The sequence below is a fragment of the Paraeggerthella sp. Marseille-Q4926 genome, assembly GCF_916618935.1.
In the GTDB taxonomy this organism is placed as follows: domain Bacteria; phylum Actinomycetota; class Coriobacteriia; order Coriobacteriales; family Eggerthellaceae; genus Paraeggerthella; species Paraeggerthella hominis.
In genome coordinates this window covers 559,690-574,191 of record NZ_CAKAKF010000003.1, presented here as the reverse complement: position 1 = coordinate 574,191, position 14,502 = coordinate 559,690, and the positions used below count along the sequence as shown (strand labels likewise).

The following is a 14,502-nucleotide window of genomic DNA, read 5'->3' as shown; positions in this document are numbered from 1 at the left end:
GGTCAAGGCGCGTGGCTACGTGGCCGGCAACGCGATCGGCTGTCCGCGGGGCGGACGGGCTTCTGCCGCGACAACGCGGTGGCCTAGCCGTTCTTCGCCACCCTCGAGAACGAGATGCACTCGCTCAGGAGCTGGCCGACCCGCGACGAGGCGAGGAGCGCCGTGGTCGGCTGCATCGAGGGGTTCTACAACCGGATGCGGCCCCACTCGACGATCAGCTACCAGACGCCCGCCGGCGAGATGGAGGCGTTCTTCGAGAGGGCGAAGCCGAAGCCGAGGAGGTGCCGCTCGCCGCGTGATCCCTGCCGTTTCCCGCGCAGGAGGGCAGCGGCCGATGGGTGGTGATGCGTTCGCCCGCGTGGTGGGTTGACAAAGTGGACTCCTCGACCCGCAGATCGACCTTGCGCCCTGCGTAGTGGCGGTGTACGGAATAACGGTTTTTGGCGTGCACGATGCGGAAGTCGAGGTTGACCGATCGATTGTGGGCCCGCTCGATGACGTCGTAGCGGACGTCGGGCAGCGGCTTGAGCTCCGCGGCCTCGACCTCGGCGAACACCGAGTTGCGGCTGCCTTCCCTCTTTTGGAAGGGATGGACGTTGCGGGTCGCGTTGCGCTCGCGCACGGCTTCGTCAAGGATCGCGACCGCGCGGTTGCGCAGCTGCGCGATGACCCACGTGGCGGCGTTTCGAACCGTTCCCCCGGCGGACGACTTTTGCTTCGGCTTCCTGACCCGGGCGGGCATGATCGTCGTCATATAGTGCTCGCCGAATGCTTCGTACGCGTCGTTGAACATGATTTCCCTCTCGCACGGGTGCTTGACGACCCCTGTCTTCAGATTGTCGTGGACGGTCTGCTTCGGCACGCTGTCCCAGGACTCGTGCATGTGCACGTGACAGCGAAGCTAGGTCCCCTCTTTCATGTTGAGCGTCGGCTCGAAGCGCGCCTTTTGGCTGAACGGCAGCACGCCGACGAGCAAGTAGATCTTGGAGACCTCGCCGGCCTCGGATCGACGAGGTCCTCGCCTAGCATGGGCCCCGACCAGTCGACCTCGCAGGGCTGGCCGGCCTTGCCTCGATTCTCTCGGTCAGGCTGTTGGCGCCTGCTCAGTCGCCGTGGTCCCCGCAGAACTTGATGCAGCTCATGGCCGCCTTGCCGGTCTGTCGGCGCTTGTCCCTGCACTCGTCGTGCAATAGCCGCAGGTTGACTCTGGCTTCGGCCATCTCCTTGTAGACGCACTTCCGGTCCGGGTCCTCGAACGCGCTCTCGCGGACGTGCTTGTCCGAGTAGAAGAGGTGGTAGATGCCGCATTCCGTCATGCCCTTGACATCGTCCCAGGCAATGCCACATTCAGCCGCGATGTCGAAAACCTCGCAAACCGACTCCATCGACATACGGCGCGTCGCGGCTATCTTCCTCCTCGACAGTCCTTGCTCGCGAAGCTCGATTATCAGCTGCCGAATCTTTCTCGCCATGATGTGCGCTCCTTTCGTACGATCGGTTGCATGGCGACATGATTGCACGAAACAGGCGTTACGGATTGCGCGAAGCAAGTGTTGCTCAAGCGCTGCAATGCTCGGCAGGACTCTTCCGGTTTGCCTAATTTGTCTGTATTGCCAATGAAGACGCGATGCTTTCGCTATTAGTCTGTTTGAAGCAACATTTCGTGAGGTGTCTTCCATATTCTGGTTCTGAGGGGTTTGCGAAAACTGCAGAGCCTTCTTCCTCATGACCTATCGTAACATTACCTGCATCAGGTCTGCTTGCAAGCGCCTCCAGCAGTGGCTTCTTGCCTGGGCCACATACGCCATAAAGAGAATTCACCTTATTATCTCGGACATCGTAATCAAATGAATTCAAACCCCTGAACGCTTCTATGCGGATATGCATTCTTCCGGCACCTCACCAAGCAGCAATCTTGCAGTTGCTCTGCATGAAATATTCAAGCTGATATCTAGTAATACAAGCGGGTCGTCGTTAGTAAATCTTCACGTTTCATGGGGATCAGCGTATCGCCAAACGCAACCTGGTAGGTAAGTACTTCTAATAGCCCTTTGCCTTCGTGCTCTAGGCTCTTCCCGTCAGGCAACATTCTTATCCCATCTGGCAATTGATTGATGAATGGTATGGTTCCTAGCGAATTACCCTTGTCGCGATAAATTACCTTCGCGAGTATGATTTGTCCCATTCCGAAGACAGGATGCTCAACCGTCATACCGGGCATAATGGGCAAGTTAGAAGAAGCGACTTCCACATTGCCTTCACTAATGAGGCGGGTACGATTCTGTACGGTACGTTCGATGAAATCCTTCCATTCTGGCCCATTTAATGCGTCGCGCCTTATAGTGCATTCCAAAATTAGCTCACGTAGTCGTTCTGGACTTGGTTTATTGGATTCAAACATTGCCACGAAATACTGCCTGAATTGCTGCAAAGTCAGTGGCACTATGTCTAACCTGCGTTTATTGTCTTGCTTGCTGTACCAAACGCCATGTCTGAAAGTCTCTGCCGTGTTCGTGTCTATTCTTGTTGCAATGAATAGACCATAAACAGGACAGCTTGAATTATCGATTGCGTCCGAGACATGTCTCCTAACGGGCTCGCCTTCCATGGCTTCTTGTCTAGATGAGGTCGACATAGAGACCTCGGTTACCAACATGAAATCTTGGTACTCACAGTAAAGGTCGCCCCTGCCGCCCCCAGCTGTGCTAACGGGCAAGAAATCGGAATCAATCTTAAATCCCCTGACTTCATTCGGCTCTGTAATCATGCTGTCTATCGCAAGCTCGGATCGCCAAAGTACCCATTCGAGATATGCTGGAAGCTCATCTTTTGGAACATCTATTCTTGACTCCTCATCTTCTTCGTTGCTAACGCCGCCACCCTGTTCGATAAGTCGCATGTACTCGGCGATCTCTTCCCATTCGTAACGCTGCCTATCGGCATATGCTTGCTCGTTGGTTAGCTGCAGCGCCTCTTCGACTCTATGACGTGCAATATTGACGGTCACGGTATTGTCGAGCTCCAAATCGCTGATGTCGAAATAAACGCTCTGCTCTTTAGCCATCTTCTCTATGCTGCTCAGCAATTCTTTCGCAGTTGCAAAATCGTCGCTCGGCAATGGTGCCCCATTTGAAAGAACTGTCCTTGCTTCGAATAATGTTTCGTTGCTCGCAGTGGTTTTGGCAAGTTTCTGTGCAATAACGTGTTTGGTTGGAACGATAACCAAACCACGCCCTTTTCGTTGCAAGACGCCTGTAATGCGTAAGTAGCGCATATTCATATCGGTGTAATCAAAGAAATTGCTTTTCTTCTTTGGATACACTTTGCCACGCTCTGATATTTCGTTACGATCGAAGACGTGTTTTGATGGCGCGGCTTTTCTCCTTTTTCGCAAATCTAGTATGTTGTCTACGACATAAGTGAGGTCGTACGTGGGGTCGGTTGTATGACCCCATAAGGCAAACTCGGTTCTCGTTAACTCGCTAGAACCAGTGCGGTTTTCCAATTCCAGCATTATCGCGAGAATCCATCGTAACGGTGAGAAAAGCTTGCTGTCCTCCGTTGTCGTTTGTATCTGTTCAACACTCATAGCACGCAAGAAGCATTCCTGCTGCGCTGGATATGTATCGGCCTGCAGAAACGAATACCCGAAAGGTGTTATTTGTCCTATCTGACCTAAATCTTCCTGCCTGCCCTCGGACGGTCTGATCTTCGGGTAGATCAAACCGTTTCGCTCGAACATAAGGCGCCACTTCCTGGCGTGGCTTCCCGAAGTATCCTTACCAGGCTTGTTGTTTATAACGCCATGCTCGGACAAATAACTCGTGAAAGCAATGTCGTTTTTCCCATCAACCAGCTGTCCCACAAAAGGTGATTGCGCATAAAGCTTGAAACCATCCGCGATTCGCGCAGGGTTTCTTAGTCCCGTGTTGCCTACTAGCCAGATATCGATTTGGTTTTCTTCCATAATTAATATCCTATGAACAAGTATTCCTTGACTTTATTTCGGTGCGTTTTGGCCGATGCTTGGTTTCCAAACCCATATGTATAATCAATCGGAATCACTTCCACATGCTTTTTGAATCTCGCCAAAAGCTCGGTCATCTTTTCCCTGTTCGGCAAACAGTTCGACGAGTAAGAGACGACAATGACCGATTCTTTGTACTTTTCAAACATCGCCTCGAAGGCTCCCTCAGCACCGCTTTCAGTGCTAAATGGCGTTGGATAGGATTTGAACTTCTTCGTCTTTGTGTGTTCCTGTATTTCCACGCCGTTCCAATTTCGCGCCAAGCCTTCCACGAAATGGTACCGACGTACGTATTCGTTATCTGAAATCTTTGAGTAATAGGGAGGGTCTATATAGACTAAATTAGGTGTTTCAACATCAAGTTCTAGTGCGTTCCCATTTATTGCCTTGTTTCGCTGTCCATTGTCGAAAACGGCTTGATTGATTAGCTCGACAGCGTCCAAAAACTGCTCTTCCATGCTCTTCTGCAAATCTTTTCTTCCATCATCATATCGGTGCCCCGTATAGGAGAATAAGCCTCTTGGCCTCTTCTTCGTGCACGCCCTGATAAGAGCCATCATCGCAATCGCTCTTTCGTACTCGTTCTCAAGTTTTTGGATATTGGCTCGCAAGTTGTCGATGACCTCATTTTCCCCGTCTTTGTAGTAAAGACCCTTAAACTTAGTGGCCACAAAATGATCGTTGTTCTTTGCTGGCTCTAGCAAGCTGTCCACAACATCCAGGCTAAGCTTTGTGTCGTTGTTCTCAACAAGTGCTTTTGTGAAAGTCGTAGACATCCACATATAATCATTGCTGATCACTTGTATGCCTTGTGCTTTAAGCATGTAGCTCACTATCCCGGAACCCGCAAATAAGTCAATCGCCACTTTTGGCTTGAATCTCGTTACGGCATCACATATTGGAGCAAGCATCTTTTGCTTAGAACCCATATATCTTGTCTGCGGATATTTGGCTACCTGATCGTCCATCTTGATGCTGGCTCTGTCTGTTCCGATATCGACAATGACGTCTTCGCCGCTTCTGTTATTGCCACGACAAGAGACGCGTCTTCGTGTCTGCACAACGGTCATCGGATAATCTCTGTAAAGCTCCATTACCAGTGGGTGATTCGAGTTGGTAAGGACTACGCGGCATCCTTGCTCTTCAAGTTGTCCTATCGTCTCGGCTAATTGCCTGTGATCATCTTCATGAAATTGCTCTTTCGTGTATCGTTTGAAATCTCCGGAAGGCGTGACAGGGAGGTAAGGCGGGTCAAGAAAAACGAAGTCACCCGCTTTTGCGTATTCTCTAAGAATCTCTTGGTAGTCACCGCAAAGGATAACAGCCTTTTTCAGTGTCGATGAAGCGGCCCGTAAAGCTGCTTCATCGCATATATTCGGTTTCTTGTATCCACCAAATGGAGTATTGAATCCTCCGCTTTTATTAACGCGATACAATCCGTTGTAGCAGGTGTGGTTGAGGTATATCGTGCGAGCGGCTGCCTCGGCTTTTGACAATTTCTCCCAATATTGCTCCCGTACCTCGTAATAGGCGTCCTCCTCGTTTTTATACTCCCTAAGATGCCTTATTACCTCTCCTACGTTTTCCGCGATCTGTTCGTACATATTAATTATCTCGGGATTGCTGTCTGAAATCACGGCATTTTCGGGTTTGAGCGCAAAGAAGAGTGCGCCTCCTCCAAAAAAAGGCTCAATGTACTTTCCATAGCTGTCTGGTACTCGTGGAATGAGGTCGTCGAGCAGCTGGGTCTTACCACCAGCCCACTTTAGAATGGGTTTTACTTTATTCGAAGAAGCTTTAGTCGCCATATTTAAAGCTCCCATCCAGTCTCTTCTACCTGATGTGCTTTGGTCAAAACTTCTGGATATTGGTTTTCTAACATCGAAGTTATCAGCTCCGTATACGTCATATCTTGATCTTTTGATACCCTTTTTAAGGTAGTTCGAACGGTAGGTTCCAGCTGTAGCTGAATTGGGACAGTTTGTGACTTTATTTCCTTATCGGTAGCACTCTGAATAGAAGCTTTATCCATGTCCATCCTTTTGTTCGGATGCTAACAGCTATTCAGAATTATAGACTTTATGATCTAATTCTCTTATATACATAGATCATAAGTACATAAGTTCCAACTGAGCGTTTGGACCTGTTGTGAGGTATGCGCAGGTGGCTGCAGTAGCTATTATTTGGGTGTCGCCTGAGCATCAATTGAACTATCGATGCGGAGCGAATAAACATACGAATGAACATATTCGAATGGCGGCACGCGCGATCGTAGGAGGATGATTGGAGATGGAACCTGCGCGTTTGTATGTGGTCGGCAATGGTTTTGACTTGCATTATCGAATCAAGAGCGGGTATTGCGATTTCGGCAGTTATGTCAAAGCCCGCGACTCCGCTATGCACGAAAGCCTGGGTTTCTTGTCTTCTGATTTCACATGGGGAGACTTCGAAAACGAGCTCGGAGGTTTAGGCGATGTCGATTTGAATGACCTTGCCAAGAATTACGGGGCGGCAGGTCCCGATGAAGACGTAGCGTTCGGCTTAGAGCGAGACCTTGTCGCCTATGACTCTGTGCGGCTTACTGTGGAGAACGCCCTGAGATCCCGCGAGCTCTTCGAGCTGTTTGACGAGTGGATTCGCGGGATTGAATTTCCCGATCCGTTCCCATGCGATGGGCTCGTAGCTGATTCTGAGGAAGCTTTGTACTTAACCTTCAACTACACCGAGACCATCGAAAAGTTCTTCGGGGTCGATCCGCAGAGGGTACTGCACATTCATGGATCGCGGCTGGGGAAGGATGCCCTGGTGTTCGGGCATAACCGAGCTCTCGATTGCACTGATTCGTGGTGCCAAAGCCTAACGGACTACCATGCTTTGGATGAGAGTCTGTCACATGTGCGAGGGTTCCTTGCGGAAACGCGCAAGCCTGTAGATAGGATAATCAGGGGGAACCGCGAGTTTTTCGATGGCCTGAAGCCAGTATCCGAAATTATCGTCATCGGTCTGAGTTGGTCGAGCGTAGATTCAAGATACTTCGAACTAATACGAGACGGCGTTGCGGCGAATGCTCGTTGGGGAGTGTATATGTACGGATCCGACAAGGAGAGATCAAACATTGCACGTAAGATCGATGCGATAATTGGCCCAAACTGGGACAGGCTTGAGTACCCGGAAACGGTTTGAAATCGCCCGCCATCCTTATGGGCGGCGGCTGGGGCGTCAAATCTTTCTGGACAGGAAAACGGCCTTATGCTCGCGACCGCGAAGCTCAACCGCCACTGAAAGCGAAGGAGTCAAGACGCTTCGAAGCAGGTATTGTCGAAAGATGTGCAGAATCTTTGAGAGTGCGAGGGTTGATACCTAACGGATTGGACGCATAGCAAGGATGGCGAGTTTCGGAAAACGATTTGGGTCGGCGGCGAAAAGCCGTTAGGCCGCCCGAACAACATATCTGAATCGCCGCAATAGCCACTATGCGCACACAGGCCCTATGCAGACGAGTCATACGCTTATGAAAGTGCATGCTTTGTAATCACGGTTCTATGGATTTTGAGAAGTACCGCCTCGGAGAACTGGGGCGGCATCGGTTCCGGCTTCGACCGGGAGGTCTTAGTCGGTCGAGCTGGCGGATTCGAAGCATCCGAAGCAAAAGACTCGACGGGCATTTGGACCGCATACGCCAAGCAATATCTTAATTGCGACAATGAAGGCGATATCATCACGAGAACTCAAAGATCCCTAGGAATCATCGATTAGTTTTCAAGCACGCAGACGGTGAAATACCTAGATTCTCTTGGTTTGGGAAATGAATCGATTATTCGAAGCCAGTTAACCTCATCAGGTATCTCATTGATCGATATGCGGATGAAAGAATCGCCCTTGACTTCTTTGCCGTATCATCTTCGACTGCAGAAGCAGTAATGAAGGTAGTTTCTTGCAATGGAGGGACAAGAAGCTTCATCCTAGTTCAGATTCCCGAACTGCTTAATAACGAATACTCGAACATTTGCGAGGTCGGCGAGGAGCGTATTAGGCGTGCTGGCGACACGATTCGAGGCGCGGTTGAGGAAGCGAATTGCAAATTGAATCTTGACGAAAACGGCACCGAGAAGCGCTTCCCGATATAGGCTTCCATGTGTTTTGCCTTGACTATTCGGGTATCGAGAAGCCCGAACCCGGCCAGCTCGTACTTGACGTTGTGAAACCCGATCGCTCCGAACTCGACATCGTCTTCGAGATGATGCTGAAGTGGGGCTCGAGCTCACGCTTCCCGTCGAGAAGTCCGATGCCGCCGGATACCCCGTTTGGTCTGTCGTATACGACGAGCTTGTTTGCTGCATGCCCCAAGGCCTCACTATTGAAGCGTTGGAGGCCATCGCAGCCATGGAGCCTCGGCACGTCCTGATGCTGGATTCCATCCTGGACGACACGCTGAAGCTCAATGTCGTGCAGATTTTCAAGCACGCGAGCGAACGCATGGGTGCCGAGATTGAGCTGAGGACGATTTAGCATGGCGGCACTTGAATTCAAATTCTCATCCAGTCAACAGCGTCAGCTTGAGGTTATAGAGGCGACGTGCGACTTTTCCGCGGGCGGCAGTTCGCTGGCAGCGTCTTCTCTGCCGATTCGGGTCGGACGGGCCAGACGACGATAAGCGAGCTGGCCATCGGCCACGGCAACGATATTCGCGTGGCTCCGGGCCAGCTTTTGGGGAACCTCCATAACCGTGCAGGAGGAATGCTGCCTGCCGCCCACGAACGTCCTCAGCGACGGCCGTCCGCGCGATTTCACGGTGGAGATAGAAACCGGCACGGGCAAGACCTGTGTCTACGTTCGCTCCGTCTACGAGCTGAACCGCCGCTGCGGCATCACGAAGTTTGTCATCGTAGTCCCCAGCGTGGCCATTCGCGAAGGCGTGATCAAAAGCTTCCAGACCACCCGCAAGCACTTCGAGGCGCTCTACGCCCGCACGCCGCTCGATTGCTTCGTCTACGATTCTAAGGATGTGGGACCGGTGGACAACTTCGCCATGTCCAGCTCCATCCAGGTCGTGGTTATCAACATCGACGATTTCAACAAGGGGCTCGATGAGGACGGCATCGCCAAGGAGGGCGACCTCTTCCACCGTTGCAACGAAAAGCTCATCGGAGGCTTCAGCCCGCGCGAACTGGTGAGCGAATGAAATCCGATCGTCATCATCGACGACCCGCAAAGCGTCGACAACACCAAGCAGGCCAAGGCCGCCATCAAGAGTCTGAGCCTGTTGTTCGTGCTGCGCTATCCGGCCACGTACAAATAGGCGTACAACATGATCTACCGCCTGACGCCGGTTGATGCGTTCGACCGCAGCCTGGTCAAGGGTGTCTGCGTGGACTCGGTGCAGGCCGAAGCTAATCTCAACGGCGCTTACGTGAGGTTGGAGTCGGCGAAAGCAGACCCCTACTCAGCTAAGATCACCATTGGCGTGCGCCAGAAGGATGGCATCCAGAAGCGCAAGGCGTTCACGGCAAGGCAAGGAGCTGACCTTTTCCAGAAAAGCGGCGGGAACGCTGATTGCGAGAACGGATGGATCGTGAGCAACATCGGCACCGCGGAAGGTCAAGAGTTCGTCGAGTGCCAGAACCGCGAGCAGCTTGAGCTGGGGGAAACGCGGGCAATGTCAACGAGGAGGTCGTCAAAAGCGCCCAGATCCGCCGTACCATCGTTGACCATCTGGATCGCCGGTTCGAGCTGTGGCCTCGCGGCGTGAAGGTTCTGAGCCTGTTCTTCATTGACCGCGTGGACCGCTGCCGCATCTACGAGCCCGAGGTCCACGGCGGCTTGTACGCTCAGATGTTCGAGGAAGAGTGCGCCGACGCAATCGCCTCGCGCGCCCCGGCACGTCGCAAAGGCGGCGGGCATCGGTAAGGGAACCTGGTTCGAGTTCTACGAGGCCATCGGCGCGCCGCTGGTGAAAGACCCGCATGCCGTGCATCAGGGTTATTTCGCAAAGGGCGAGAAGGGCGAGTTCAAGGACTCCAAGGGATCCGCCGGCATCAAGGACGACGAGGGAGCCTTCGAGCTCATCATGCAGAAGAAGGAGACGCTCATCTCCTTCCGGATGAAAAGGACGCGGACAAGGACAAGGACGTATCGTTCGTCTTCAGCCATTCCGCTCCGAAGGAAGTCTGGGACAATCCCGACGTCTTCCAGATCTGCACGCTGATGGAGACCAAAGACACCCTGACCAAGTGCCAGAAGACCGGGCGCGGTCTGCGTCTGCGCGCGAGCCAGGACGGCGAGCGACTGTGCGACCCAGAGGCGAACGTGCTTGCCGTCGTCGCGAACGAGAGCTACAACGACTTCGCCGCCGGACTGCAGAAAGAATTCGAGGACGACGGTTTCAAACTGGGCATCATCACCCCGGAAAGCTTCACTAAGGTAACGGTCGAAACGGTTGGAGATGCGGAGGAGCGCCTGGATTGCGAGAAGTCGAAGCAGGTCTACGAGCATCTTGCCGCAACCGGTATGATCGACGCCAAGGGGGCTGCGACACCCGAGCCGAAGGCTGCGGCCGAAGAAGGCAAAGTGGAGCTCCCTTCGAGCTCGCACCCGCGAAGGAGCAGGTCGAGGCGATCATCCTGCGCAAGTCGCAGAAGCTGCAGATCCGCGACAAGGCCAAGGAAGTTTCGGTCGAGCTGCAGAAGGCCGTTACGATGGACCCGGCGTTTCAGGCGTTGTGGGAGCACATTCGCCAGCGTACGCGTTTCCAGGTTGAGGCCGATTCCGCCAAGCTCATCGAGGAGTCCATTGAAGCTGTGAACGGCATGCTGCCCGTGCATCCTTCGCGGGCGACGAGCAAGCCGCCTCTCTGAACGCCGACGACGCGGGGCTGGCGGCCGAGGGCACGGGCACGTCCGTGGTCGGCGTGGTAGAACGCGTCAAGTACGACCTGCCGACCCGATCGCCGAGCTGCAGGATGCGGTGGGGTTCACACGCGCCACCATCAAGGCTGTTCTGGAAGGGCGCGATCATTTCGGCGAGTTCGAAAACGACCTTGTTGATCTTCTCGCATGGGTGTGCGAGAAGATCAACAAGGTGAAGGACGGCATCATTGCCAAGGGAATCAAGTACGTGAAGCTGCCCGAGGACGAGTGGTGCACCGTGAGCGACCTGGACCTTGACGACTACGCGGCGCACCTCGACCAGAACGCATGGAGGCCCGCCAATGCGGGCAAGAGCCCGTATAACTACGTCGTGTACGACTCGGCTGGGGTCGAGCGCTCCTTCACCGAGGCGCTGGATAAGCAGGACGAGGTGCTCGTGTTCGCGAAATTGCCTTTGACGTTCAAGATCGACACGTCGCTCGGCAGCTGCAACCCCGACTGGGGCTACGTCGAGGATGCCGCGGACGAGCGCCGGGTGCACTTCGTAACCGAAACCAAGGGTGGCAAGAACGGCGAACTCGCCCTGCGTGATGCCGAGAAGTTCAAGATCGGCTGCGCAGAGAAGCACTTCGAAGCACTGGAGCTCGGCGAAGACTTCTACTACAACGCAAGAACCGCCTACCGGCACGAGGCGGTGAACGCATAGGAGATGCTCAATGACGTTATATAAATAGACCTGCATATCCATTCGAAAGCAAGCTCCTACAAAGAAGATGGCGATATTGTACGGAACTCAGACGAGGAGCGCGTCGGCGTGCTCCTCTACAAGCTCAAGGAGCATTCCATCGATATTCTCTCGATAACCGATCATAATCGCTTCGACTCGAACCTGTACAGGGCCATTAAACAGCGCCTGCAAGCAGAAGACCCCATTACAGTTTGAGAAGTAGTTAGTCCAATCGCTTAAGCCGTCAGCTTTGACGATCGGACTACGATTGACACATGTCCCGAGGGGCTGCCGATCGGGCGCCCGCGGACGGCCTTCTGCCCCTGCCCCTCGAGGGCCCGGGGGGGTGTTGCCGACGCGGGCGCCGCTGCTTCTGACGACTAATAGGAAACTGCCGGGCTCCTCCGACCAAAGAGCGCCACGGCCAGGTAATGTGGGTGTCGCGCGAGGCAGCATTCCGATCGACCGACGATTGGAAGGATACCATCATGCTGACCGAAGCCGCCACCTGCCCGGCCGTCATAGGGCTCGACGTCGGGAAATTCTCCCATTGGGCATGCTACGTGACCAGGCAAGGCGAGGTCCTGGCCAGCGCGCCCGTCGCCAACACCGAGCACGACCTCGACGCCCTGTTCGCCCAGGCCGGGGCCGGGACGCTGGTCGTCGTCGACCAGGCCCGCAACATCGGGTCGCTCGCGATATCGAGGGCGAGGCTCGCCGGCTTGCAGGTCGCCTACCTGCCCGGCATCGCCGCCCACGGCGCCGCCAGGCTGTTCGCCGGCGACGCCAAGACCGACGAGCGCGACGCCGCCGTCATAGCCAAGACGGCCCTCGGCATCCCCGACTCGCTCCTGCCCGCGCCCAAGCTCGACGAGAGGCTGGAGGCCGCGAGGTCGATGGCGTCCCAGAGGAGCCACATGGTCGCCTGCTCCACCCGCGACAAGAACAGGCTCCGGAGCGTACTGCTGGAGAGCTGCCCGGCGTTCGAAGCGCTGACCGACCTGACGGACCCCCATTGGCTGAAGATGATGGAATCGCTGGGAGGGCCATGGGGCATCGCAGACGCGGGGAAGGCGGCCGTCGGCGCCGTGACCCGCGGCGCGAACAGGGCGCGCATCGACGCCGCGCTGGCGGCGGTGTCGTCGTCGACGCGACCGTCGGAATACCGGGTCATGGCGGAGAACCCGCAGGTGAGGATGCTCGCCAGGCGCATCAGGGAGTCGGCGGAGGAGGCCGCCAGGCTCGATGCGGGGATAACGGCGCTTCTCGCCGATGACGACACGTACGCATGCCTGCTGACCGTTCCGGGAATCGGCCCCAGGACCGCATCCGAGCTGGTTATAAGCATCGACATCGGCGACTTCCCCGACCACGACCACCTCGCATCGTACTGCGGCGTAGCCCCCAGGAACCGCCGGTCGGGTACGTCTATCTCGTCCGTCAGCGCATCCAGGCAGGGCAACAAGAGGCTGAAGAACCTGCTCATCTTCTCGTGCAACTCGCTCAGCCGCAGCAAGGGCCGGTTCGGCGACTACTATCGCAGCTGCAGAAAACGCGGGATGTGCCATGGGGAGGCCTTGAAGGCGGTTGCCAGGAAGAGGATGAAGGTAGTCTACGCGATCATGAGGGACAAGGTTCCGTACTCGGCCTAGCCAGCCGCTTTCCCATGGAAAAGCGCAGGGCCCATAGGCTCTGCGTCAGCATTGTCATATTGCGGCAAATCAGCCAAGGAAATCGGTTGACAAAACTATAGGAACACCCCCCCCCTTTTTTTATTCGTCAGTGATGATTCCTGGGGTTGAATTCGACGTCGAGCTGCAGGCCGGAAAAACGGCTGCGCCCCCCTTTTTTTTATTCGTCAGTGATGATTCCTGGGGTTGAATTCGACGTCGAGCTGCAGGCCGGAAAAACGGCTGCGCACATCATTGCGATCTTCAATGCGAAAAGCGATGAGGACTACCTCAAGATTGAGGCGTCGATTGACGATAGCGGGCGCCTGAACGATAAAACCGAATCTTACCCGATCGACAAATTTGAATCTTTGCTTAGGCGAATTAATCTCAGCGTCATTCTGATTGCCCGCCAGCATTCCGGCTTCAATGGGAATCAAAGGTCTCGCTCGCTCGGAAAAGCTGCAGACAACGCTATCGACCTGTATAGATGCGGATGTATTGACGCTCTTGAGTACGATAGCTCCAAAATTCAGGGAATTCTTCAGGGGGAACTAGCCGAACTCGATTTGCCAGACCGTATGGTCATGGGAAGCGACTGACATGGCTGGAATCACTACCCACTACACGACGAGAAGAGCCCATCCCGTGATGTCGCCATCGCGACGATAAGGGCGCCCCCGACTTTTCAAGGACTGCTTATGCCCTGGACTTCCCCTGCCGCGTGAATCGGAGTCCGGTCGCCAGAGGGTAAGCCTGGACATTGCAAGTCGATCGACCTGTGCGGAACCAGCATCCCTCTCAGCTCCAGCTTGAATATGATCATCGGAGAAAGCGGATCCGGCAAATCGTCGCTGCCGATCCTTCTGTGCTACCCAGGAAAGCTAATGAAGCACGCGGCCAAGATTAGGGACGAATACCAGTTTCGTTGTGAAGAAAAGCCTACCGACCCCATTGTCGTAAAGCAAGGTGATCTTCAAAGCAAGTACAGCGATGGCGACATTTCTGGTGCCTCCCTTTTTGAGAGTCTTGAAAACAGCGGGTTCTCAGGCCTTGTCCGCTCGTATGCGTCATCGGTCAAAGAGATACTCCAGTGCATCCGCATGACGCTATGAAATCGTCCTCCCAGACCTGGGCCTCCTCAGGCGTTGCGAAGCTTCTCTTGCACTTGTGGACCTCGTTGCCGAACTTGTCCTTGCATCTGAACTGCGT

The 14,502-nt window shown here is 54.5% G+C and carries 15 protein-coding genes and 1 pseudogene; 9 read left to right on the top strand and 7 right to left on the bottom strand.

Translation table 11 applies throughout. The annotated features are described in order from the left end of the window. Positions 1-214: 214 nt before the first annotated feature. The 5 genes from LG373_RS07800 to LG373_RS07780 all read right to left on the bottom strand — a co-directional run bounded on the left by LG373_RS07800 (position 215) and on the right by LG373_RS07780 (position 6,059). On the bottom strand, positions 215-793 hold the full coding sequence (locus LG373_RS07800) for a hypothetical protein (RefSeq protein ID WP_225749465.1): 579 nt from the start codon (positions 791-793) through the stop codon (positions 215-217). 310 nt (positions 794-1,103) lie between these two features. Next, positions 1,104-1,472 carry a hypothetical protein gene (locus tag LG373_RS07795; RefSeq protein WP_225749464.1) on the bottom strand — a complete coding sequence of 123 codons (369 nt, stop codon included), beginning with the start codon at positions 1,470-1,472 and terminating at the stop codon, positions 1,104-1,106. 479 nt (positions 1,473-1,951) lie between these two features. Beyond that, on the bottom strand, positions 1,952-3,967 hold the full coding sequence (locus LG373_RS07790) for an AlwI family type II restriction endonuclease (RefSeq protein ID WP_225749463.1): 2,016 nt from the start codon (positions 3,965-3,967) through the stop codon (positions 1,952-1,954). Positions 3,968-3,969: 2 nt separating this feature from the next. Next, positions 3,970-5,850, bottom strand: a complete 1,881-nt coding sequence (locus LG373_RS07785; RefSeq protein ID WP_225749462.1) for a Dam family site-specific DNA-(adenine-N6)-methyltransferase — start codon at positions 5,848-5,850, stop codon at positions 3,970-3,972. After that, a complete protein-coding gene (locus tag LG373_RS07780; protein ID WP_225749461.1) occupies positions 5,838-6,059 on the bottom strand; it encodes a hypothetical protein in 222 nt (73 codons plus the stop codon). The genes LG373_RS07785 and LG373_RS07780 overlap by 13 nt, the downstream gene beginning before the upstream one ends. Positions 6,060-6,316: 257 nt before the next feature. Between LG373_RS07780 and LG373_RS07775 the strand changes: the two genes are divergently transcribed. The 5 genes from LG373_RS07775 (at position 6,317) to LG373_RS07755 (ending at position 9,934) form a co-directional block, all read left to right on the top strand. Beyond that, positions 6,317-7,210 carry a bacteriophage abortive infection AbiH family protein gene (locus tag LG373_RS07775; RefSeq protein ID WP_225749564.1) on the top strand — a complete coding sequence of 298 codons (894 nt, stop codon included), beginning with the start codon at positions 6,317-6,319 and terminating at the stop codon, positions 7,208-7,210. 1,065 nt (positions 7,211-8,275) lie between these two features. Continuing rightward, positions 8,276-8,536: a hypothetical protein gene (locus LG373_RS07770; protein WP_225749460.1), complete on the top strand. Its 261-nt coding sequence runs from the start codon at positions 8,276-8,278 to the stop codon at positions 8,534-8,536. A gap of 217 nt (positions 8,537-8,753) precedes the next feature. Continuing rightward, the gene (locus LG373_RS07765) at positions 8,754-9,209 is read left to right on the top strand and encodes a DEAD/DEAH box helicase family protein (RefSeq protein ID WP_225749459.1); all 456 of its coding nucleotides are present in this window, start codon (positions 8,754-8,756) and stop codon (positions 9,207-9,209) included. A 126-nt stretch (positions 9,210-9,335) separates the two neighbouring features. Then, positions 9,336-9,776, top strand: coding sequence for a hypothetical protein (locus LG373_RS07760; protein WP_225749458.1), 441 nt, complete (start codon positions 9,336-9,338; stop codon positions 9,774-9,776). Next, on the top strand, positions 9,773-9,934 hold the full coding sequence (locus LG373_RS07755; RefSeq protein ID WP_225749457.1) for a hypothetical protein: 162 nt from the start codon (positions 9,773-9,775) through the stop codon (positions 9,932-9,934). Before LG373_RS07760 ends, LG373_RS07755 begins: the two co-directional genes overlap by 4 nt. Positions 9,935-10,006: 72 nt before the next feature. Here the strand turns inward: LG373_RS07755 and LG373_RS07750 are convergent, their stop codons facing one another. Continuing rightward, positions 10,007-10,519 (bottom strand): hypothetical protein, encoded by a 513-nt coding sequence (locus tag LG373_RS07750; RefSeq protein ID WP_225749456.1) that lies wholly within the window; start codon positions 10,517-10,519, stop codon positions 10,007-10,009. 203 nt (positions 10,520-10,722) lie between these two features. Here LG373_RS07750 and LG373_RS07745 point away from each other — a divergent pair, with 203 nt between their 5' ends. From LG373_RS07745 to LG373_RS07730, 4 genes are all read left to right on the top strand, one after another. Beyond that, positions 10,723-10,881, top strand: a complete 159-nt coding sequence (locus LG373_RS07745; protein WP_225749455.1) for a hypothetical protein — start codon at positions 10,723-10,725, stop codon at positions 10,879-10,881. 109 nt (positions 10,882-10,990) lie between these two features. Beyond that, on the top strand, positions 10,991-11,599 hold the full coding sequence (locus LG373_RS07740) for a hypothetical protein (RefSeq protein WP_225749454.1): 609 nt from the start codon (positions 10,991-10,993) through the stop codon (positions 11,597-11,599). 509 nt (positions 11,600-12,108) lie between these two features. After that, positions 12,109-13,272 carry an IS110 family transposase gene (locus tag LG373_RS07735; RefSeq protein ID WP_225749453.1) on the top strand — a complete coding sequence of 388 codons (1,164 nt, stop codon included), beginning with the start codon at positions 12,109-12,111 and terminating at the stop codon, positions 13,270-13,272. Positions 13,273-13,418: 146 nt separating this feature from the next. Further along, on the top strand, positions 13,419-13,892 hold the full coding sequence (locus tag LG373_RS07730; protein ID WP_225749452.1) for a hypothetical protein: 474 nt from the start codon (positions 13,419-13,421) through the stop codon (positions 13,890-13,892). Between the two features lie 475 nt (positions 13,893-14,367). On the opposite strand, the pseudogene LG373_RS12325 reads toward LG373_RS07730, so the two are convergent. Then, positions 14,368-14,487 (bottom strand): annotated as a pseudogene (locus tag LG373_RS12325) (Arm DNA-binding domain-containing protein); the annotation flags it as partial. Between the last annotated feature and the right edge of the window lie 15 nt (positions 14,488-14,502).